18 protein-coding genes are annotated in these 21096 nt (G+C 73.8%); 16 read left to right on the forward strand and 2 right to left on the reverse strand.

Annotation, left to right across the window (positions count from 1 at the left end):
- Positions 1 to 40: 40 nt before the first annotated feature.
- The 15 genes from IE277_RS19615 (at position 41) to IE277_RS19685 (ending at position 18365) form a co-directional block, all read left to right on the forward strand.
- Positions 41 to 3289: a TolB family protein gene (locus IE277_RS19615; protein WP_189954160.1), complete on the forward strand. Its 3249-nt coding sequence runs from the start codon at positions 41 to 43 to the stop codon at positions 3287 to 3289.
- On the forward strand, positions 3286 to 4026 hold the full coding sequence (locus tag IE277_RS19620; RefSeq protein WP_189954162.1) for a Pvc16 family protein: 741 nt from the start codon (positions 3286 to 3288) through the stop codon (positions 4024 to 4026). The genes IE277_RS19615 and IE277_RS19620 overlap by 4 nt, the downstream gene beginning before the upstream one ends.
- Positions 4023 to 6107 (forward strand): ATP-binding protein, encoded by a 2085-nt coding sequence (locus tag IE277_RS19625; RefSeq protein WP_189954164.1) that lies wholly within the window; start codon positions 4023 to 4025, stop codon positions 6105 to 6107. The genes IE277_RS19620 and IE277_RS19625 overlap by 4 nt, the downstream gene beginning before the upstream one ends.
- A gap of 192 nt (positions 6108 to 6299) precedes the next feature.
- Complete coding sequence (locus IE277_RS19630; RefSeq protein ID WP_189954166.1) at positions 6300 to 7859, forward strand: phage tail sheath family protein; 1560 nt, start codon at positions 6300 to 6302, stop codon at positions 7857 to 7859.
- Between the two features lie 35 nt (positions 7860 to 7894).
- Positions 7895 to 8335, forward strand: a complete 441-nt coding sequence (locus IE277_RS19635; RefSeq protein ID WP_067132325.1) for a phage tail protein — start codon at positions 7895 to 7897, stop codon at positions 8333 to 8335.
- Positions 8332 to 8835: a hypothetical protein gene (locus tag IE277_RS19640; RefSeq protein ID WP_189954168.1), complete on the forward strand. Its 504-nt coding sequence runs from the start codon at positions 8332 to 8334 to the stop codon at positions 8833 to 8835. The genes IE277_RS19635 and IE277_RS19640 overlap by 4 nt, the downstream gene beginning before the upstream one ends.
- Positions 8832 to 8990 (forward strand): DUF6760 family protein, encoded by a 159-nt coding sequence (locus tag IE277_RS19645; protein ID WP_177235491.1) that lies wholly within the window; start codon positions 8832 to 8834, stop codon positions 8988 to 8990. The genes IE277_RS19640 and IE277_RS19645 overlap by 4 nt, the downstream gene beginning before the upstream one ends.
- 4 nt (positions 8991 to 8994) lie before the next feature.
- A complete protein-coding gene (locus tag IE277_RS19650; RefSeq protein WP_189954170.1) occupies positions 8995 to 12081 on the forward strand; it encodes a hypothetical protein in 3087 nt (1028 codons plus the stop codon).
- Positions 12082 to 12104: 23 nt separating this feature from the next.
- Positions 12105 to 12530, forward strand: coding sequence for a phage tail protein (locus IE277_RS19655; RefSeq protein WP_189954172.1), 426 nt, complete (start codon positions 12105 to 12107; stop codon positions 12528 to 12530).
- Positions 12530 to 13249, forward strand: a complete 720-nt coding sequence (locus IE277_RS19660) for a CIS tube protein (protein WP_373310825.1) — start codon at positions 12530 to 12532, stop codon at positions 13247 to 13249. Before IE277_RS19655 ends, IE277_RS19660 begins: the two co-directional genes overlap by 1 nt.
- Entirely contained in the window at positions 13246 to 15072 is a 1827-nt protein-coding gene (locus tag IE277_RS19665; protein WP_189954174.1) for a VgrG-related protein, read from the forward strand. The genes IE277_RS19660 and IE277_RS19665 overlap by 4 nt, the downstream gene beginning before the upstream one ends.
- Positions 15073 to 15107: 35 nt before the next feature.
- Positions 15108 to 15425: a PAAR domain-containing protein gene (locus IE277_RS19670; RefSeq protein WP_189954175.1), complete on the forward strand. Its 318-nt coding sequence runs from the start codon at positions 15108 to 15110 to the stop codon at positions 15423 to 15425.
- Positions 15425 to 15847 carry a GPW/gp25 family protein gene (locus tag IE277_RS19675; RefSeq protein WP_189954177.1) on the forward strand — a complete coding sequence of 141 codons (423 nt, stop codon included), beginning with the start codon at positions 15425 to 15427 and terminating at the stop codon, positions 15845 to 15847. Before IE277_RS19670 ends, IE277_RS19675 begins: the two co-directional genes overlap by 1 nt.
- On the forward strand, positions 15847 to 17805 hold the full coding sequence (locus tag IE277_RS19680) for a putative baseplate assembly protein (RefSeq protein WP_189954179.1): 1959 nt from the start codon (positions 15847 to 15849) through the stop codon (positions 17803 to 17805). The genes IE277_RS19675 and IE277_RS19680 overlap by 1 nt, the downstream gene beginning before the upstream one ends.
- Positions 17802 to 18365 carry a phage tail protein gene (locus IE277_RS19685; protein WP_189954181.1) on the forward strand — a complete coding sequence of 188 codons (564 nt, stop codon included), beginning with the start codon at positions 17802 to 17804 and terminating at the stop codon, positions 18363 to 18365. Before IE277_RS19680 ends, IE277_RS19685 begins: the two co-directional genes overlap by 4 nt.
- 553 nt (positions 18366 to 18918) lie before the next feature.
- Here IE277_RS19685 and IE277_RS49555 read toward each other — a convergent pair.
- A complete protein-coding gene (locus tag IE277_RS49555) occupies positions 18919 to 19113 on the reverse strand; it encodes a hypothetical protein (protein WP_189954183.1) in 195 nt (64 codons plus the stop codon).
- 39 nt (positions 19114 to 19152) lie between these two features.
- Between IE277_RS49555 and IE277_RS19695 the strand changes: the two genes are divergently transcribed.
- Positions 19153 to 19917 carry an NADase-type glycan-binding domain-containing protein gene (locus IE277_RS19695; protein WP_189954185.1) on the forward strand — a complete coding sequence of 255 codons (765 nt, stop codon included), beginning with the start codon at positions 19153 to 19155 and terminating at the stop codon, positions 19915 to 19917.
- 91 nt (positions 19918 to 20008) lie between these two features.
- Here the strand turns inward: IE277_RS19695 and IE277_RS19700 are convergent, their stop codons facing one another.
- Positions 20009 to 20881, reverse strand: coding sequence for an SGNH/GDSL hydrolase family protein (locus tag IE277_RS19700; protein WP_189954187.1), 873 nt, complete (start codon positions 20879 to 20881; stop codon positions 20009 to 20011).
- Positions 20882 to 21096: the final 215 nt, after the last annotated feature.

Raw genomic sequence — 21096 nt, forward strand, 5'->3', positions numbered from 1 at the left:
CGCGCGACGCCCGCGCGGAGCCAGAGTGGCGGGGCGACCCATGTGTTCCGAGACTGCGAGGTGGACCGTGAACGGCACCGCTGACCCCGGCGGGCAGCGTCGGCTGGGGAGATTCGGAGCCTCGTTGCTCCTGTTGGTCCCGCTGCTCGCGCTGACGGCGGCCTCGGGTCCGGGCAGTGCCCAGGCCCAGCCGAAGGCCATCGACGCCTCCGCCACCCGGATCGCCTACGCCGGCACCGGGCACCGCAGTCTCGGCAAGGTGATCGACACCAAGGACAGCGAGCCGCTGTTCGGGCCGGGTCCGGCGCACTACGACGTCGAACCGTCGGCGCTGGGCGACACGATGGTGTTCGCGAGCCGCCGCGACGAGAAGAACCCCCAGATCTATCTGCGCGCCCCCGACGGCTCGGTACGCAAGCTGACCAGCGGCCGGGACGCGGCACACCCCCGGCTGACCCCGGACGGCCGGTCCGTGGTGTTCGACTCGGCGGAGCCCGGCGGCGCCGACGGCAAGAAGCAGCGCGACCTGTGGCTGGTGCGCACCGACGGCACCGGACTGACCCGGCTGACCGACACTCCGGTGAACGAGGAGAGCCCGACGGTGTCGCCGGACGGGCAGCGCCTGGCGTACGCCTGCGACGCGGACGCGGTGTTCGGGGAACAGATCTATGTGCGCCCGCTGGCCGGCGGCACCCCGACCCGGGTGACCGGCACGCTGGGCGACAAGGCGACGGAGCCGGTGTGGAACCCGGTGAACGACCCGGCGCACCGGGACCTCATCGCGTACACCTCCACCCCCACCGCCTCCGACAACTCGGCGGGCCCCCGGCTGCGGGTGACCGGCGGCACGGCCGGCGACCAGCCGCTGCTCACCGGCACATCGGCCGACTGGCGGACCCATGGGGCAGCCTGGATGCCCGATGGGGAGGGCGTGCTGTTCCTCAGCCCGGACCGCACCTGTGGCTGCGAGGGCGACTGGGACCACGTGTACCAGGTCCAGAACCGCACATCGGGCCCGAACCTGGTGCTCATGGAGGACCGCGCGGTCGGCACGCCGACCTGGGCCGGACCGCAGAACGGCGGTTACGTCGTGGTGGACCGCACCACGGCGAAGGGAACCAACAAGGCGGACGGTGTGCACGGTCCGCATGTGGTGACCCTCCAGGATGTCCGGGCGGACGGCGCCGACCCGCGTGACCTCGGGCTGACCATCCTGAACGAGGACCCGGCGGCGGACACCAACACCGATCCGGCCAAGGACCCCCTGTTCAACCCGGCTGCCGGGTACGACCCGTGGACCGAGCGGCAGAACTACACACCGGACGGCCGCCGCATCGTGGTGACCGTGTTCGAGGGCGACGCGAACGACCGGATCGAGCGGATCTGGACGGTGGACGCCGACGGTTCCAACCCCGCGCCCATGCCGCTGGCCGGGCGCGGGCCGAAGGACTGGGACACCGACCCCACGTTCTCGCCGGACGGCAAGTACATCGCGTTCACCCGGACGTCGCCGGGCGGGGTCGGCTCCGCCTCCGGGCCCGGGCGCATCCTGATCGCCGACGCCACCACCGGTGCGATCGTGCACGAGATCGTGCCGCCGGCCGGACAGCAGACGGGCGGCGACGCCCAGCCCACCTGGTCCTCCGACGGCACCACGCTCGCCTTCACCCGCAACATGACCATCGACGGGAACGGCGGCAACAAGCACATCTGGACCGTGCCGGTGGACCACCTCGATCAGCAGCACGATCTGAGCTCGGCGATCTGCCCCGGCAACTGCGCGGTCATCGACGACAGTCCGGCGTTCTCGCCGGACGGACGGCAGATCGCCTTCAACCGCAAGAACGGCGGCGGCCAGGTGGACGAGCACAACGGCATGGTGCTCACCTCCGTGTCCGGCGGCACCTGCCAGGTGCTGCTGCCCGAATCCGCGCGCGGCAACGGCGACGCCTGCCGTCAGGAGCTGCCCGACAGCTCGGTCACCGGGCCGCACCAGCCGCGTGACGCGGCCTGGACCGCGGACGGCACCGGGATCGTCTTCAGCTCGCGCACCGACGCGCCGGTCAACTGCCCCGAGAAGCTACACCTGTTGAACATCGCGACCGGCCGGCAGACCCCGCTCACCCTGGAACTGCCGGGGCGGCAGAAGGAGCCGAGCGTCCAGCAGTCGGTGGACCTGGCCGTGCACGCCCCGGGCACGGTACCCGCGGTCACCGTCGGCCACTCCACGGATGTCCGCGTCGACGTCGTCAACAACGGCCCGGCCGCCTCGCCCGGCACCCGGCTGACCATCGCACCGCCCGCCGGGGTGAGCGTGACCCGGGTCCGCCGGCCGGGCGGCACCTGTGACGCCGCCTCCCTGCAGTGCGACATCGGGGTGGTACCCCCCGGCACGACCGTGCCGGTGACCGTGACACTGACCGGGCGCACCGTGGGCGACCAGCCGGTGGACTGGTCGGTCACCGGCAGCGTGATCGACCCGCAGCCCGGCGACAACACGGCCCGGACCGTAGTGCCGGTGCAGAAGGCCGCCCCGCCCACCCCGCCCCCGACCTCTCCTCCGCCGACCTCTCCTCCGCCGACCTCCCCGCCTCCGACGACCCCGCCCACACCCCCGGCCCCGCCGACCCCGCCCGCTCCCAAGGCCGGCCCCGGCGTCCGGGTCACCGCCCAGCCCGACCCGGGCTATGTGGGCGGCCGGGTCGTGGTGACGTACACCGTGCGCAACGGCCGGAACGCGCTGGCGACCGGGCTGCGGCTGCGGATCGGGCTGCCCGCCGGGATCCCGAACGGCGGGCCGCCGCCGGGCTGCGACGCCCGCTGGGTGTGCGCGCTGCCGGACCTGGCACCGGGCGACTCCACCGTCGTACGGGTGGTGCTCTCCCCCGATCACGCGCTGACCGGCCGGGCCACCGGCACCCTCACCACCACCGGGACGGACGCCGACCCGCGCGACAACAAGACACGCACCACGCTGCGCATCCTCCAGCCGAAGATCATCGCGGTCCCGCCGATCGGCAAGCCCGGCTTCGTCACCTCGGTACGCGGCAAGGACTTCCCGCCGGGCGTCCCGGTGCGCTTCACCTGGAAGCCGGGGATCACCGCGGCCGCGGCACCGACCGTGCCCCTGCCCGACGGCACCTTCATCGGCCAGCTGCTGATCCTCAGCAAGGACCAGACGGGTCCGCGCACCATCACCGCGAGCGGGCCCGGATTCTCCCCGGTGAAGACCGACTTCCTGGTGGTGAACGGCAGTGTGCAGCCGCCGGACGAGGTGACCCGCCGGTGATCCACGAGGTCGACGAGGCACTGCGCACTCTGCTCGCCGGGTCGGGGCTGGAGGCGTCCGGGGTCGAGATCGTCCTCGACGCGCCGACCCGGGACTGGGCCGCGCGCCGCAACGCCCCCACCGTCTGTGTGTTCCTGTACGACATCCGGGAGGACGCCACCCGGCGCGGCGCCGGCGCCGGCGAGGTGTACGACGCGGACGGGTACGTCGTGGCGCGGCGCACCCCGCCCCGCTGGTTCGAGCTGACCTACCTGGTCACGGCGTGGGCGAGCCGCCCGCAGGACGAGCATCGGCTGCTGTCGCAGGTGCTCGCCACGCTGGTGGCCGTGGACGCGCTGCCGCAGCACCTGCTCACGGGCTCGCTGGCCGAACTGGGCCTGACCGTCGCGCTGGACACCGCCGGCGCAGAGCCCGACGGGCCGTCGGCCTCCGATGTGTGGTCGGCGCTGGGCGGCGAGCTGAAGGCGTCGCTCGGGGTGCGGGTGCGCGCGCCGCTCGCCGGGACGAGCAGCGCGGCCGCGCCGCCGGTCACCGAGGGACTCGTGGTGCGGGCCACGGATCACAGCCAGGCTGCGGATCACGGGCAGGACGGGGATCACGGGCAGGACGGGGATCCGGTGCCGGGGCGCCGGCTGCGCTACGAGGGCGTCAGCGACCCGGGTCCGGACGGTTTCGCCGCTCCGCGCGAGCGGCGCCCGGCGCCCGCCCGCCGCCGCAGAGGGGGCCGCCGGCCGTGACGTACCCCGCCGATGTCGTCACCGCGGTCGCCGCGGATCCCCTGTGGCAGCGCCTGCGGCTGGTCGAGGACCGGGTCCGCCACGCGGTGGCCGCCCGCCGTGCCGTCGATCCCGACCCCGACGACCCCTACCGCGGCCAGTACCTCTCCCCCGAGGCCGTGGAGCGGATCCTGAACGAGCCGGGCGGGCTCGGCGTGCCCGGATACGAGCCGCCGCCCCCGCCGCCCGATTCCGTGCTCGGCTCGCTCGCCGCGCGGTTCGGGCTGTCGCCGCTCGACATCGATCTGCTGCTGATCGCGCTGGCACCGGACCTGGACGCCCGCTTCGAGCGGCTCTACGGCTATCTCAACGACGATCTGACCCGCCGTAGACCCACGGTCGCCCTGGCGCTGGAGCTGTGCGGGCTCGCCTCGGCGTCGGCCGCCCGGTTCCGCTTCGCACCGGGTGCGCCGCTGGTCGCGGGCGGACTGCTGGAGGTCACCGAGCCGGACCGGCCGCCGCTGTCGCGGGTGCTCGTGGTGCCGGACCGGGTGAGCGGCCATCTGCTGGGCGGTACGGCGCCGGACGCCCGGCTCGCCGGAGTGCTCGGCGAGAGCACGGACGACCCGACGGCCGACGCGGACGAGGTGCGCCGGGCGGCGCTGGCCGCCCGCTCCGGGACGGGGTCGGTGTATCTGCTCGACCGGGGTGGTGACGCGCCGGGACTCGCCGCGGCGGCCCTGCGCACGGCGGGGCTGGACACGCTGGTCCTCGACGCCGCGGCGCTCGCCCGGCGCCCCGGCGAGGTGCGGGCGCTCGCCCGGGTCGCGGCGCTGGAAGCCCGCCTCACCGGCGCCGGTGTCGTCCTCGGCCCCCTGGAGGCGCTGCCCGCGCCGCCGGCCGAACGGACCCGTGCCCTCAGCGAGTTGTGCACGGCGCTGCGGGGCATCCCGCTGTTCACCCACGGCCGGGAGGGCTGGGACCCGACGTGGGCGCCGGACACCCCGGTCGTCCTGCCGGTGGCCCCGCCCTCCCCCGAACGGCAGGCCGCGCGCTGGCGGCACGCCCTGGCCCTGACGGACACCGACGGCTCCGTGCCGGGCGGCACCGACGTCGATGCCCTCGCCCGCTCGGTCGCCGCGCACCGTCTGGACGGCGGTCAGCTGCGGCGCGCGGCGGACGCCGCGCTGCGCTCCGCCGCGCTCGCGGGCCGCCCGGTGTGCCCCGACGACCTCAGGTTCGCCGTCCGCGCGCAGAACGGCGCGGGGCTGGCCCGGCTGGCCCGCCGGGTGGAGCCGGCGGTCGGCTGGGACGACCTGGTGCTGCCCGAGCCGACCCACCGCCGGCTGCGGGAACTCGCCGTGCGCGCCCGCCATCGCGAGCAGGTGCTCGGACAGTGGCGGATGCGGCCCGGCGGGGGCCGGGGCCGGGGTGTGATCGCGCTGTTCGCGGGCGAGTCGGGCACCGGCAAGACGATGTCGGCCGAGGTGGTCGCCGCGGACCTCGGCATGGATCTGTACGTGGTCGATCTGTCCACGGTCGTCGACAAGTACGTCGGCGAGACCGAGAAGAACCTGGAGCGGATCTTCACCGAGGCGTCCGCGGTCAACGCCGTGCTGCTCTTCGACGAGGCCGACGCGATCTTCGGCAAGCGCTCGGAGGTCAAGGACGCGCACGACCGGCACGCCAACATCGAGTCGGCGTATCTGCTGCAGCGCATGGAGTCCTTCGACGGGATCGCCGTGCTGACCACCAATCTCCGGGCCAACCTGGACGAGGCGTTCACCCGCCGGCTCGATGTGGTGGCGGAGTTCCCGGTGCCCGACGCGGCCCAGCGGCTGGCCCTGTGGGACCGCTGTCTGGGCGCCCGGTTGCCCCGCGCGGACGACCTGGACCTCGGCTTCTGCGCGGAACGGTTCGAACTGGCCGGTGGCTCCATCCGGGCCTGCGCGGTGACCGCCGCCTATCTGGCCGCGGAGTCCGGAGGTCCGCTCGCCATGCGGCAGTTGGTGACAGCGGTGGTGCAGGAGTACCGCAAGCTGGGCCGGCTCGTCCTGGAGAGCGAGTTCGGGCCGTATCTGGCGGACGTCGTCGGCGCCTGAGGGGCTCGCCGGTGCGGGACCGTCGAACTGGGCGGGCGCGCACCGGAGTTCCTTCCCCTGTGGTCCGCGCGGGCGTCCGGAAAGGCAGTGCGGTTGCCCCCGGCAAGGTACCGACGCCCCTGCCGCCGGGCCTGATCCGCCCCGGAGACTCGGCATCGACGCAGGTGATCCGATGAACGTGAAGGAGCGAGCATGCCGACGTACCTCACCCCGGGCGTGTACGTGGAGGAGGTGCAGTCCGGTGCCCGCCCGATCGAGGGGGTCGGCACCGCCGTCGCCGCGTTCGTCGGGTTCGCCCAGAGCGGGCCCTTCCACGAACCGACGCTGGTCACCAACTGGGACCAGTACACCCAGCTGTTCGGCGGGTTCACCGAGGGCACTTACCTCGCGCACGCCGTGTACGGCTACTTCTCCAACGGCGGCGGCGCGGCCTACGTGGTGCGCATCGGCGGCTCCGCCGACGGCGCCGCCACGGCGGACGGCGGCGGACGCGGGTCCCGGGACGCCCGGGCCGCCCAGCCGCTGACGCTCGGCGGATTCCAGATCACGGCCAGGCCCGGCACCTCCGGCGTGTCCGTGGAGATCGCCGACGCCGACGGCGAGAACCCGCCCGAGGACCGCTTCAAGCTGCTGGTCCGTCAGGGCGAGCAGGTGGTCGAGACGTTCGACGTCTCCACCCGCAAGAACGTCAAGGGCTATGTGGTCACCCAGCTGCGCGCGTCGAAGCTGGTCGAGGTCACCGAGCAGCGCGACGCCACCCAGACCCGGCCGGCCAGCCAGACGGTGGCCGTGCCCGACGCCCCGGCCTCGCCCGCGGCGCCCGCCGGCGGTGCGGTGTCCCGGATCAACCCGGCCGAGTACGTCGGCGACGCCGCCGCCCGGACCGGATTCGCCGGCCTGGAGAGCATCGACGAGATCACCATGGTCGCGGTCCCGGACCTGATGGGCGCCTACCAGCGCGGTGACATCGACGCCGAGGGCGTGCGCACCGTGCAGCTCGCGGTCATCTCGCACTGCGAGCAGATGGGCGACCGGGTCGCCGTGCTGGACTCGCCCCCCGGGCTCACCGCCCAGCAGGTGCGGCACTGGCGCAACGAGGAGGCGGGCTACGACTCCCGGTACGCCACCCTCTACTACCCGTGGGTGCGGGTCTTCGACCCGGCGGCCGGCCGTAACACCACCGTCCCGCCGAGCGGTCACGTCGCGGGTGTGTGGGCGCGCAGCGACGCCGAGCGCGGCGTGCACAAGGCGCCCGCCAACGAGGTGATCCGGGGCGCGGTGGACCTGGAGGTCCGGCTCAGCAAGGGCGAGCAGGACCTGCTGAACCCGATCGGCGTGAACTGCGTACGCGCCTTCCCGGGCCGCGGCATCCGGATCTGGGGTGCCCGCACCCTGTCCTCCGACCCGGCCTGGCGGTACCTGAACGTGCGCCGGCTGTTCAACTACCTCGAAGAGTCCATCCTGTTGGGCACCCAGTGGGTGGTCTTCGAGCCGAACGACGACCGGCTGTGGTCCAGCATCCGGCGCAACGTCACCGCGTTCCTCACCGAGGAATGGCGTCGGGGCGCGCTCTTCGGCCGCACCGCCGAGGAGGCGTTCTACGTCAAGTGCGACCGCGACAACAACCCGCAGACCTCCATCGACCAGGGCCGCGTCGTCTGTGAGATCGGCGTCTCTCCGGTCAAGCCCGCCGAGTTCGTGGTGTTCCGGCTGGCCCAGTTCTCCGACAGCACCAGTCTCATCGACGAGTGACCCGCGGGTCTGCAAAGGAAAGGTGACAGACAGTCATGGCAGAAGGCGATGCTCTCTCTACTCACGTCTTCGGCGTGCAGCTCGGCGGGTACATGGTCGAGTCGATCCAGGAGATCAGCGGGTTCTCCGTCGAGGAGGAGGTCGTCGAGGTCAAGCAGGTCACGTCGACGGGCAAGCAGATCATCCGCAAGCAGCCCGGGGCACGACAGGCCGGCGAGATCACGATCACCCGGGGACTCGACAAGAGCAGCGAGTTCACCAAGTGGATCAAGGAGACGCTGAACAACGGTGCCGTCGACACCGCCCGGCAGAACCTGACCATCGAGATCAAGGACACCAAGGGCGAGACGGTCCGCCGTATCCAGCTGATGAACGGCTGGGCCTCCAAGTGGGAGGGCCCTTCACTCAAGGCCGGTGAGTCCTCGGCGGCCACCGAGACCGTCACGATCGTGTTCGAGGAGATCGTCGTCGAATGAGGCGCCGTACCGTCACGGCCGGCAACCTGGAGGAGTTCCTGGAGGCGACGTCCCCCGCTGCGGCGGGCGACGAGCCCCAGGCTCCCCCGCAGGCTCCGGCCGCCCGCCCCGCGGCCTTGGCGGACCACGGGCTGCGCACGGAGTTCGAGTTCGAGCTGCCGCGCGGGTACGTGGACGAGGCGGGCACGCTCCACCGGCACGGCGCGATGCGTCTGGCCACCGCACGGGACGAACTGCGGCCCCAGATCGATCTGCGGGTCAAGGAGAACCCGGCGTATCTGAGTGTGGTGCTGCTGAGTCAGGTGATCACCCGGCTCGGCACCATCACCGATGTGCACGCGGGGATCGTGGAGCGGATGTACGCCACCGACGTGGCGTTCCTCCAGGACTTCTACCGCCGTGTCAACAGCGAGGGCCACACCCGCGCCGCGGTGGTCTGCCCGCACTGCGAGGGCGGCTTCGAGGTCGACCTCTCGGGTGGGCGCCTGGGGGAATCGTGACGTACGCACTCCCCCGGCTGCGGGAGGAGATCGCGTACATCGCCTACCACTTCCACTGGCAGCGCGAGGAGATCCTCGACCTCACCCACGCCGAGCGCCGGCAGTGGGTGACCGAGATCGCCCGTATCAACACCCGTGTCAACGAAGGCGGTTGAGCTCATGGCATGGCGGGACAGACTGCGCCGCCGGGCCACGGCACCGGGTGCCGGCGGCACCCCGGCCGGTCCCGGCTCCGCGCAGCCGGCCGTGCAGCGTGCCATGAGCACGCCCGCGTCCGGGGCGGCCGGTCCGTCCGTGCCCCAGGACTGGGACGGCGGATGGCGCCGTACCCGGCCACCGATGCTGACGGTGTCCCGTGCCCCGCTCGGTGTGAGCGACGGCCTCTCCTTCCGCTCGGGTCTCGCCTCCTGGCAGAACCCGTCGTTCGACGCGGGCCTCGGCCACGCACTGCTGCCTTCCGCACCGGTCGGTCTGGTGCGTGGCGTCACCGGCCCGGCCACGCCACGCGCCACCCACACCGCCGGCGGCCCCCTGCTGCTGCGTGTCCCGAGCCCGCAGGCCGAGGAGGCTGTCGAGGCGGGTCCGCGCGCCGGAGAACCCGCCCAGACCCGTCCGGACACGGCCGGCACGCAACAGCGTGCCGCTGCCCCCGTGCGTCAGGTGTCCCGCAGGGCACGACCCGGGGCCGGACCCCATGACACCGGCGGGCGGCCGGATTCCGGGTCCCCGCAGCGGGCGGGGACCGACACGCCGAGCCCCGCCGGACCGGCGGCCACGGATCCGCGCCCGGCACCTCCCGGTACCGGCAGCGGTGCCAGTGGTGGCACGCCCGCTTCGGCACCCTCGGGCCGGGCCGGGCAGTCCGGCCCGGCCGTTCCGCCTGCCGTCCAGCGGTCGGCCGAGACGTCGCCCGGCCGCGCCCTCGTCGCCGCCGACCCCCTGGTCACGGTCACCGCACCGGACGCTCCCGTGCAGCGGTCCACCGCCGAACCCGGCCGCCCGGCACCCGGACCCGAACTCCCGGTCGTCCGACGGATCGCCGTGGTGCCCCACTCCGCGGGCCACGCCCCCGCGCCCCGGACACCTTCCGGCCCCGGTACGACGCCGCCGCCGCGCCCTGACCGCACGGCACCGCACGGCCAGGCCACGACCGTTGCGACGGAACGCGCGGCTTCCGCCACCCCCGCGCGCGACGCCTCCGCCGCTCCGGCGCGCGATGTCTCCGCCTCCCCTGCCCCCGTGGCGAGGACCATCAGTGCCCGTTCCGTACGCCCTCGGCCGCTCAGCCCTTCGCTGACCGTCGCCCGACGGCCGGCCACGCCACTACGCCGCATCGCGGCACTGCGGCCCGAGCCCGAGCCCACGGCCGCTCGCCCCGCCGATCGCCCCCTCTCGGGCCCTGACGCGGTGCCGGCCGTCGTCGCACCAGCACCGTCGAACCCCGCGCCTGCCGTGCAGCGCACCGCCGACCCGGCGCACCCGGACACCCGGGCGCCGCTGGGCGCGCCGCTGCCGGAACTGCCCGCCACCGCCAGACCGCTCACCACCGGCGGGCCCGGGACGACCGCTCCGGCCACCGCCGCACACCCGGCGGACGCACCGACGCTCCCGATGGTGCAGCGGCAGGCGAGCGCGCCCGGTACGGACGCGACGCCGGGCCCGTACGTCTCGAACCCCGCGACACCCCAGAACCGGCTCCGGCGCGAGCCCCGGCCTCAGATCCAGACCCGTCCCGCACCCCAGGCCCAGCCACAGACGCGGGCACAGACGCGGGCACAGGCACAGGGAGAGGCACAGACCGAGACGACCGGAACGACCGGAACGTCCCCTGGCACACCGCCCGTTCCCGGGCCGTCCGGCCCGCCCACGCGGCCTCAGCCGTCCGGCGCCCGTGTCCGTGGTGGACTCGGGGCACCGCTGTCCGCGATGCCGCCGACCGCGGAAGCATCGCCTTCGACCGGCCCCAGGGGCGCGACGGGCCGTCCGGCGGGCGGCGGCGCCGAGGCGCTCCCCCACGTCCAGCGCGCCCATGTGCGCCCGGACCACACCGTCACGAGCCCGCCGGCGACTGCCTCCAACGCCCAGCCGCCCGCCGCGCCCCTGCTGGGCACGACACACAGCGCGAGCGGCGGCGGGAACCCCAACTCACCTGCGGTCCAAGGGATTTCACTTCCGGCACCGAGTGCCCCGGTGCAGCGTGCCGGCGCGCCTGAGCCCCCGGCGCCCTCGACCGGCGCGTCGGCATCGCCGTCCGGCGCGGGCACGGGCGTGGGCGGACCGGGGCCGCTGGTCGTCACCCGGCCGGTCACCCTTGCCCAGCCAGGAACCGGCACCGGCACCGACTCCCCCGATGCGGGGACGCCCGGTGTGATCCAGCGCCGGACGCTCACCGCTCAAGGACAGCGGTCCGCGCCCCGTACCCTCGCGCTGCTCGCCGCACGCCCGCTCGCGGTCAACACCCGTGTGCCGGAAGGTGTCGCACCGCCCTCGGCAACCCGTGCGGCCGAGCGCCCCGTCGTCGTCGCCGCGTCCTGGCGCCGTGCCCCGGACCCCGTCGTCAACGCCTCCGCACCCTCGCCCGAGCCGGGGCCGGCGGCCGAAGTACCGCACGTACAGCGCTCCGCCGCCGGACCGGTGCCGTCGGGACCGGCCGACTCGCCCGCAGGTACGGCCGGTTCGCCCGAGACCCGGCGGACCGTGCCCGGGGCGCGGCCGACCACGTCCGACCGGCGGGCCGTGCCCGTCGTACGGCCCGCTCCGTCCGTCCAACGCGCCGCCACCGGCGGCGACATGGCCGTACGACCGCACACGCTGCCGTTGTCCGATCCGCAGGCACCCGCACTCCCGGACCACCCGTACGGCCCGGCCGCCGCCACCCCGCCCGTGCCGGTGGTCCGTGCCACCCGTACGGCGCCGACCGCGCCCGCGGCGGCGCCGCGGGGGGCCGCCGGCTCCACCGGTCCGGCCGTGCAGCGCGAGACGACCCGGGCCGGGGGCGGCGCCGTACCCGGCGGGGTGCCGGTGCGGGCCGTACCGGCGCGGGGCCGGCCGCGGTCGGCCTCCGAGCCGCCGGCGCCCGGCACGGCCGGCGCCCGGGGGACGGGGTCGGCGGGTGCGCCGCAGGAGCCCGTGGTCGACCTGGACGAGCTGGCACGGCGACTGGTGGACCCGCTGGCCCGGCTGCTCCGCGCCGACCTGCGGCGCGGGCGCGAACGTGCGGGCCGTCCCTACGACGGACGCCGCTGAGGACAGGAACGGATGACCAACGGATGACGGACAACATCTTCGCGACGAGCGTGTTCTTCCGGCTCGCGATCGGCGGCAACGATCTGGGGGCCTTCCACACCTGCTCCGGGATGGGGGCCGAGGTGGAGATGGAGAGCTACGCCGAGGGCGGGAACAACGGCTTCACCTGGCAGTTGCCCGGCCGGGTCACCTGGTCGAACATCACCCTCACCCGGCCGGTCACCGCCGACACGGCGAAGATCGGGCGCTGGCTCGACCAGACGCTGCGGCGTGTGGAGCCCAAGGACGGCGAGATCGTGGCGCTGAAGCCGGATCTGACCCGGATCATCAGCTGGCAGGTGCTCGGCATCGTGCCGGTGCGCTGGCAGGGGCCGTCGTTCGACCCGTCGTCCTCACAGGCGGCGGTGGAGACCCTGGAGATCGCCCACGAGGGACTGAGGCCCTCCTGATGCCTGCCATGCGCACCAGCCGGGCCAGGGCCCAGTTGACCCTGAAGGAACCCCCGGCGGCGGTCGGCGCGAAGCCCGGAGGGACGATCGCGCGACTGAACCTCCAGTTCAATCCCAACACCCTGCAGCTGAGCAAGACCACCGAGTGGCGGCGTACCCCGTCGCGGATGGCCGGGCAGTCGGCGCTGCCGGAGTTCGTGGGCAGCGGGCCGCGGCAGCTGAGCCTGGAGGTCTTCCTCGACGCGACCTCGACCCATGACAACTCGGTGGAGCAGGCGGTCGAGACGCTGATGAAGGCGTGTGTGCCGAGCCCGGCGAGCCTCGCGCGGAAGAAGCCGGCCAGTCCCTGGGTGCGCTTCGAGTGGGGTAGGGCCCGTACGACGTCGTTCGACGGAGTGCTCTCCAGTCTGTCGGTGACGTACACGCTGTTCGACGTGGACGGCAAGCCGCTGCGGGCGACCTGTTCGCTGTCGGTGGAGGAGGCGAGCGTCGACCCGCCGGGGCAGAACCCCACCTCCGGCGCCCGGACGGCCCGCAGCACGCACACGGTCGTGGCCGGGGACAGCCTGGCGCTGCTGGCCTGGCGGGAGTACGGCGACGCGACGGCGTGGCGGGCCATCGCGGAGGCGAACGGGATCGACGACCCGATGGACCTGACGCCCGGTACCGAACTGGTGGTGCCGGCGCTCGGGGACGCGGGCGCTGAGGAGGAACGGTGACCACACCCGAGGCACGGGGCGGCCGGTCGTTCGCGGCGGACCCCGTCGTGGAGGCGCCCGGCGAGCTGCCGCCGATCTGGGCGGCACAGCTGGTGAGCTGCGTGGTGGACGAGAACGTGGGCCTGCCGGACACCGCCGTGCTCACCTACCGCGACCCCGATCACGAGTTCCTGAAGTCGACCGGCATCACGCTCGGCACCCCGCTGCGGGTGTCGGTGGTGACGGTGGCCGGGCAGGCACGCGAGCGGCTGTTCAACGGCGAGGTCACGGCGGTGGAGATCGACCGGGACAGCACGGGCTCGTTCACGGTGGTGCGCGCCTATTCCAAGGCGCACCGTCTGCAGCGGGGCCGCAAGGTAGTGGCGTACCGGAACATGACGGCGTCGGCGATCGTCCGCAAGGTGGCCGCCGGGGCCGGGCTGACCTGCGGGAAGGTGGAGGCCGCGCCCGTCACCTACAAGCAGCTCTCGCAGGCGAACGTGTCCGACTGGGACTTCCTGCAGTATCTGGCGGGCGAGAGCGGTGCACAGGTACGCGTCGACGACAAGGGGGTGCTGCAGTTCACCAGGCCCAAGAAGGCGTCCGGGGCGCCCGCGCCCTCGACCCCGGCCACCCAGAACCCGATGGTGCTGGAGTACGGGCGCAACCTGCTGGCGCTGCGGGCCTCGCTGTCGGCCGCGGACGGGGCCTCGCAGGTGGAGGTGCGCGGCTGGGACGTCACCACGAAGCGTCCGCTGGTGGCCCGCAAGCCGTCGGTGACCAGTGACACGGTGGTGCCGGGTCTGAGCCCGGCGCTGGCCGCCCGGTTCGGCACGTCGGCGAAACTGACCGTCACCGACACCCCGTACCGCACCCAGGCCGAGACCACCGCGGTCGCCGACGCCGTGGCCGATCAGGTCAGCGCGGGCTTCGGTGAGCTGGAGGTGCTGGCCGAGGGCAATCCGCGGCTGCGGGCGGGCGAGCCCGTGGCGCTCGGCAACGTCGGGCAGGCGTTCTCCGGCAAGTACACGGCGACGGCGGTGCAGCACGTCCTGGAGCCGCACGGCGGGTACCGGACGACGGTCTGGGTCAGTGCCAGCCCGGACCGCTCCCTTGCGGGCCTGGTGACCGGCGCCAACGCGCCGGGCCGCGGCCCGCGCATGCCGGGTCTGGCGATCGGCGTGGTGACGGACGTGCGCGAGCCGGCCGGCGCCGAGCGCGGTGCCGTACGGCTGAAGTTCCCCTGGCTGGACGACACTTACGTCACCGACTGGGTGCGCACCGTGCAGTGGGGCGGCAAGGGCGGCGGCGGTGTGGTGAGCCCCGAGGTCAACGACGAGGTGCTGGTCGGCTTCGAACAGGGCCTGCTGGACAGCCCGTACGTCATCGGCGGGCTCTACAACGGCGTGGACAAGCCCTCGAAGCACGACGTGCCGCTGGTCGACGGCACCAGCGGGAAGGTCAACCGCCGTTCCCTCGTGTCCCGTTCGGGACATCGGGTGGAACTGCTGGACGCACGGGCGCCGGGTCCCTCCGGGGTGCGGCTGAGGAGCGCCGACGAACGTCTGGAGGTGTTCCTGGACGACCGGCGGGACCGGATCGAGCTGAAGGTGTACGCCGGGAAGGGACGGCAGCCCCTCAGCTCCGTCCTGCTCGACAAGAACGGCATCACCCTGGACGCCGGGCGGGGCAACGTGAGCGTGTCGGGCCGGAACGTGGACATCCAGGGCCGGGTCGGAGTGACGATCGGCGGCCGCACCGTGAGCGTCAACGGCTCGTCGAACGTCACCGTCGACGGCGGTCTGCTGGGCGTCCTCAAGGCCAGGCTCATTCGGATCAACTGACCCCTGTCCCCCCGACTTTCTGCAAGGAGCACCCCATGCCGGCCGCAGCCCGTACCGGAGACCCCACCAACCACGGCGGTGTGATCGCCACCCCGCCGCCCGGCGCCGCCGTGCGGGTGGCGACCGTGCTCATCGGCGGCCGCCCCGCCGCCGTCGTGGGCAGCCTGCACACCTGCGCGGTGCCCCCGCACCTGGCCCTGGGGCCGGGCAACGTGGTCATGCCGAACCCGGCCGCGCTCGGCTCGGGTCCCGTCCTCATCGGCGGACTGCCGGCCGCGCGGATGCGCGACCAGACGACCTGCGGCGCGATGATCTCGGGCGGCGACCTGACCGTCCAGATCGGAGGCCTGTGATGAGCGAGCGGTTCATCGGGCGCGGCTGGGCGTTCCCGCTGCGCGTCGGGCCGACCGGCGGGATCGCCATGGTGGAGCGGGAACGGGAGATCGAGGAGGCGATCCGGCTGGTGCTCGGCACCGCGCCCGGAGAGCGCCCGATGCGCCCGGAGTTCGGCTGCGGCATCCACGACTACGTCTTCGCGCCCGGCGACGGCGCCACCGCGGGGCGGATCGCGGGGGCGGTGCGCGAGGCGCTGGAGCGGTGGGAGCCGCGGATCACGGTGGACGACGTGGTGGTGGCCTTCGACGCGGTGGACGACGGAACCCTCTACATCGACGTGCGCTACACGGTGCGGTCCACCAACGACCGGCGCAACCTGGTGTTTCCCTTCTACACGATCCCCTCCGAGGAGGGGGCCGAGGAAGCGGTCGCGGACTGATGGCCCTGCCCTCCCCCAACCTGGACGACCGACGGTTCCAGCAACTCGTCGACGAGGCGAAACGGTATGTGCAGCAGCGCGCGCCGGAGTGGACCGACCACAACGTCTCCGATCCCGGTGTCACCCTGATCGAGACCTTCGCGTACATCGTGGACCAGCTGCTGTACCGGCTGAACCGGGTGCCCGACAAGAACTACACCGCCTTCCTGGACCTGCTGGGCATCCGCCTGTTCCCGCCGGCGGCGGCCGGGGCCGAGGTCGACTTCTGGCTGTCCGCGCCGCAGCCCGACACGGTGACGCTGCCCGCCGGCACCGAGGTGACGACGGGCGACGGCGAGACGGAGGAGCCCGTGGTGTTCGCGACCACGGACGAACTGCGCGTGGTGCCCAGCGAGTTGAACCGGCTGGTGACCGCGCCCCGGAGCGGCGAGCAGAGCGACCGGACCCGTGAGCTGGGCGAAGGCCGCGACGTACCGTGCTTCCAGACGGCGCCCGAGCCCGGCGACGCCGTGCTGTTCGGGCTGCCCACGGCCGTACCCCGGTGCATCGTCGCCGTACGCCTGGACAGCAGGGTGGAGGGCGTCGGCGTGGACCCGCGCCAGCCGCCCCTGGTGTGGGAGGCGTGGGACGGCGGCCGTTGGCAGGTGTGCGAGACCGGCGAGGACACGACGGGCGGCCTGAACCGGCCCGGCGAGGTGATCGTGCACGTCCCCGCCGACCACACGGCGTCCGTGATCGGCGGGACGCGCGCGGGCTGGCTGCGCTGCCGGGTCACCGAGCCGGAGCCCGGGCAGCCGTTCTACTCGGAGTCCCCGACGGTGCGTGAGGCGTCCGTGTTCACGGTCGGCGGCACCATCGCCGTCGAGCACGCCGAGACCGTCACGGACGTCCCGCTCGGCACGTCCGAGGGGGTGCCGGGCCAGTCGTTCCGGCTCGGCCGGCCGCCGGTGCTGCTGGACGGCGAACCGCCCGTGGTGGAGGTCTCCTCGGCCGACGGCTGGCAGCGCTGGACCATCGTGGAGCACTTCGGCCGCTCCGGTCCCGAGGACCGGCATCTGCGGGTGGACGCGACCACCGGCGAGTTCACCTTCCCGCCCGCCCTGCGCGAGCCGAACGGCACGCTCCGGCTGTGCGGCGCGGTGCCCGAGAAGGGCGCCCACATCCGGGTGTCGCGCTACCGCACCGGCGGCGGCCCGGCCGGCAATGTGGCGCGGGGCGCGATCTCGGTGCTGCGCAGTTCCGTGCCGTACATCGCCCGGGTCACCAACCGGGAGGCGGCGCGCGGCGGGGTGGAGGGCGAGACCGTCGCCAACGCCAAGCTGCGGGCGCCGGACGCGCTGCGGATGCAGGAGCGCGCGGTGACCGCCGAGGACTACGAGATCATCAGCCGGCAGGCGGCGCCCTCGGTGCGCCGGGTGCGCTGTCTGCCGGCGGCCGAAGGAGCGGGCGCGGTACGGGTGCTGGTGGTGCCGGACGCCGTGGCGGACGACGGGGACCGGCTCCGCTTCGAGCAGCTGATCCCCTCGGACCAGGTGCTCACCGCGATCACCGAGAGCCTGGACGAGCGGCGGCTGATCGGCACCCGGCTGGTGGTGGAGCCGCCGGTGTACCAGGGTGTCACGGTCGTCGCCCGGCTCGCGGCGGCGCCCGAGGACACCGACCGGGTGCGTGACGCGGCGCTGGCCGCGCTGTTCCGCTACCTCAACCCGCTGATCGGCGGTCCGGACGGCGCCGGCTGGCCGTTCGGGCGGCCGGTGCAGTACGGCGAGATATTCGGCCTGCTGCAACGCGCCACCGGCAACGCGCTGGTGGAGGAGATCCGGCTGTTCGCCGCCGACCCGATCACCGGGCGGCGCGGCACTCCGGTGGACCGCATCGACGTGGCCTCGGGCGCGCTGGTGTTCTCCTACCAGCACCAGGTCGTCGTACAGCCGCTGGAAGCGGGAGGCCAGGCATGAGCCGCGCCGCCGTACCCGGTCTGCCGAGCCGGCATCCGATCGGCGGGCTGCTGCCCGCGCTCTACGCCGACGACGACTTCGCCCAGCGGTTCACCGGGGGCCTGGACACCGTCCTCGCGCCGGTGTTCTCGACCCTCGACAACCTGCCCGCGTATCTCGACCCGCGGGTGGCGCCGCTGGACTTCGTGGCCTGGCTGGCGTCGTGGGTGGGCGCGGACGACGACGCCGAGTGGTCCGCGCAGCTGCGCCGGGAGGCGGTGACGCGCGCGGTGGAGCTGCACCGCTGGCGCGGCACCCGGCGCGGCCTGGTCGAGCGGCTGCGGCTCACCCTCGGGGTGAATGCCGATGTCGTCGGCGACGGCGGGGCGGTGTGGTCCCGTACCGCGGGCACCGGGCTGCCGCCGGAGCCGTCCGGCGAGATGGTGGTCCGGGTGTGGCCGGGCCGCGATCCGCACGTGGACGGGGCCCGGGTCCGGGAGGCCGTCCGGTCCCTGTGCCCGGTGCATGTCTCGTGCCGGGTGGAGATCCTGCCCGGCCCGCCCTCGGGCGAAGGGAGCTGACGTCATGCGTGCCTGTCCCGTGTGCGGGGCGTCCAACGACCCCGCTGAGGACTTCTGCAGCAACTGCGGCTCGTATCTGGGCTGGTCCGAGGAGGGCTCACGCGGTACGTCCGCGCCGTCGGCAACGCCGGAACCAACACCCGTGTCCACGCCTACGCCTGCGCCTCCGGCGGAGGGCGGACCGGCGGCGGACGACGGACCGCGAGGGCGAGCGCAACCGCAGCCCGATCCGGCACCGGCACCCACGCCGACACCGGCACCAACACCGGCACCAACGCCTGCGCCTGCGCCTGCGCCTGCGCCTGCGCCCGACGATGACACACCTGCCGGGACGACCGGTGAGCGTCGCGCGGGCCGGGCCGGCGAGATGCCGAGCAGGACTCCCGCGGACGGCGGCACCCGCGACGGGGCCCGCGACAGCCGCGGCAGCGCGGACCGCTCCTCCGCACCCTCCGCACCCTCGGCATCCCCGGACCGCCCCGACGGCGAGCCCCCGGCCCGGCCGTCCGCCTCCGCACAGCCGTCCAGCCCTCCCCCGGCCCCGCCCGCACCGTCATCGGCCCCCGCACAGCCGCCGGTCACGCCCCCGGCCCGTACACAACCACCCATGACTCCACCGGCTCCCGCACAACCACCCACCACGCCACCGACCCCGCAACCGAGCCCCTCCCGACCCGACCCCGCGCCACCGCGCGCCGCGCAGCCGGCTCCCGCGCAACCGCGTTCCCCGCAGCCGGCTCCCACGCAACCGCGCGCCGCGCAGCCTGCTCCCCCGCAGCCCGCGCCCGTGCAGCCGGCGAAGCCGGTCGCGCAGCGTCCGGTCGTACGGCCGGTGGCCGCGTCGGAGGAGGTGGCCGGCGTGCCGTGCCCGGTGTGCGGCACGCCCAATCCGCCGGAGCGCCGGTTCTGCCGCCGCTGTGCGAGTCCGCTGACCCCGGGGGCGGCCCAGGAGCCGCTGCCCTGGTGGCGGACGATCTGGCCGTTCCGCCGTCGGGTGCGGGCGGGGTCCGGGCGGTGGATCCGGGTGCTGGTGACGCTGGCGGTGATCCTGGCGCTGTGCGTGGGCGTGTTCTTCCTGCTGCCCGCCGGGCGCGCCCTGATCGAGGACACCCGGGACAAGCTCGGCGGGGCCAAGGCCGTCACGCCGGTGGGCGTGCACGCCAGCGGCGAGGTGCCCGGGCATCCGGCGAAGGACACCACGGACGGGCTCAGCAACCGCTTCTGGGGTGCGCCGGGGGCCGGAGCCTCGATCACGTACACCTTCGGCAAGCCGTTCCGGCTGGTCGACGTCATCATCACCAACGGCGCGTCGAAGGAGCCCGAGGAGTACGCCCGTCAGGCGCGGGCGCTGCGCATGGACATGGAGGTCACCTCGGCGGACGGCTCGGTGCGCCACAAGGAGATCGACCTCAGCGACAAGGCGGGAGACCAGACCGTCGCGACCGGGATCGACGACGTGGTGAAGGTGCGGCTGGTGCTGGGCTCGGTCACGGGACTCACCGGGCAGCGGGTGGTCGCGGTCGGCGAGGTGGAGTTCTTCCAGCGGAGCTGAACATCCGGTCGGCAGGGGAAGGCGGTACAGGTGAACTCCGCGCCATTGACGCGGAGTTCACCGATCCGTGCGCTCTCCTTGACGTACGGCCTCAGCCGAGGCCGAGGACGCTCATGGTCTGCTCGGCCATGCGCTGCTCGCCGAGCGCGTTCGGGTGGACGGGCACGATGTTCGTCCCGAAGAGGAGCGGCTCGATCCAACGGGTGCCGACGGCCTGGCACGCGTCGTGCCCGGCGGACACCTGGGAGAAGTCGACGTACGTCGCCCCGGTCTCCTCGGCGGCGCGCTGGACCACGGCGTTGAGGTGTGCCTGCAGGGCGTGCAGATACGGCACGTCGTCGGTGGCGACCGGGAGTTGGGCGAAGCAGGACGGGTCGGCCTTGGCGGGGGTGATCCACGGGTATCCGAGCACCGCCACGCGCGCCCCGGGCGCCTTGTCCCGTACGGCGTTCAGCGCGCTCTTCAGCGCGGGGTAGGTGTTCGTGTCGATGGCGTCGTCGAAGGTGCTGCCGTACATGTCCTTGCAGGGGCTGCCGTGGCCTGCGGTGAGGACGCCCGCGGTGCCGCAGGCCAGCATGGCGTTGACGAAGGTGCCGTTGTCGTTGCCGCCGATGGTGAGCGTCACCAGGTCGGTGTCCTCGGTGACGGCGTCCGTCTGCGGGGCGAGTCCGGGGTACTGGGACGCGGTGAAGTCCTTGGTCTGGGCGGCGCCGCAGGTGACGTCCGTCAGCTGGGCGCCGGTGCGGGCGGCGATGACATGGGGGTAGTCGGCCGTGGAGCGCAGACAGATCAGGTTGCTCGTGTCAACGGGCAACACACCTGAGCCGGCGCTGTAACTGTCGCCGAGGGCGGCGTAGTTCAGGGGTGTGGCGGCCTGGGCGGGCGCGGCGGTGAGGCCGAGGGTCAGTGCCCCGGCGAGGGCGGAGGTCGCCGCGACGGCGCGGCGCAGGACGGATGTGGGCATGGGAAGGTGCTCTCTTTTCTCGGGGTGGGGACACGGAGCAGGCGGGCATGGCGGTGCCCGCGCTGGTACTGGTGCGCGAGAAAGCGGCGGCTCAGAGCAGAAAGAGGTGCAGGTGCATGGGGGTTACTTCAGGGTTCTACTGATAGGTAATGTGCGGGTGCGGCACTGTGGAGTCAACGTTGTTGACGAAGATTCTTGAAGCGCCCACGGCATTC

This window comes from Streptomyces alanosinicus (assembly GCF_014650595.1).
Classification (GTDB): domain Bacteria; phylum Actinomycetota; class Actinomycetes; order Streptomycetales; family Streptomycetaceae; genus Streptomyces; species Streptomyces alanosinicus.

Excerpts from the sequence above, each read along its gene's own strand:
- IE277_RS19640 (WP_189954168.1), top strand. The coding sequence starts at position 8,332 with ATGAGGCGCCGTACCGTCACGGCCGGCAACCTGGAGGAGTTCCTGGAG.
- IE277_RS19700 (WP_189954187.1), bottom strand. The coding sequence starts at position 20,881 with ATGCCCACATCCGTCCTGCGCCGCGCCGTCGCGGCGACCTCCGCCCTC.
- IE277_RS19615 (WP_189954160.1), top strand. The coding sequence starts at position 41 with ATGTGTTCCGAGACTGCGAGGTGGACCGTGAACGGCACCGCTGACCCC.
- IE277_RS19660 (WP_373310825.1), top strand. The coding sequence starts at position 12,530 with ATGCCTGCCATGCGCACCAGCCGGGCCAGGGCCCAGTTGACCCTGAAG.
- IE277_RS19670 (WP_189954175.1), top strand. The coding sequence starts at position 15,108 with ATGCCGGCCGCAGCCCGTACCGGAGACCCCACCAACCACGGCGGTGTG.
- IE277_RS19680 (WP_189954179.1), top strand. The coding sequence starts at position 15,847 with ATGGCCCTGCCCTCCCCCAACCTGGACGACCGACGGTTCCAGCAACTC.
- IE277_RS19650 (WP_189954170.1), top strand. The coding sequence starts at position 8,995 with ATGGCATGGCGGGACAGACTGCGCCGCCGGGCCACGGCACCGGGTGCC.
- IE277_RS19685 (WP_189954181.1), top strand. The coding sequence starts at position 17,802 with ATGAGCCGCGCCGCCGTACCCGGTCTGCCGAGCCGGCATCCGATCGGC.
- IE277_RS19675 (WP_189954177.1), top strand. The coding sequence starts at position 15,425 with ATGAGCGAGCGGTTCATCGGGCGCGGCTGGGCGTTCCCGCTGCGCGTC.
- IE277_RS19630 (WP_189954166.1), top strand. The coding sequence starts at position 6,300 with ATGCCGACGTACCTCACCCCGGGCGTGTACGTGGAGGAGGTGCAGTCC.
- IE277_RS19635 (WP_067132325.1), top strand. The coding sequence starts at position 7,895 with ATGGCAGAAGGCGATGCTCTCTCTACTCACGTCTTCGGCGTGCAGCTC.
- IE277_RS19655 (WP_189954172.1), top strand. The coding sequence starts at position 12,105 with ATGACGGACAACATCTTCGCGACGAGCGTGTTCTTCCGGCTCGCGATC.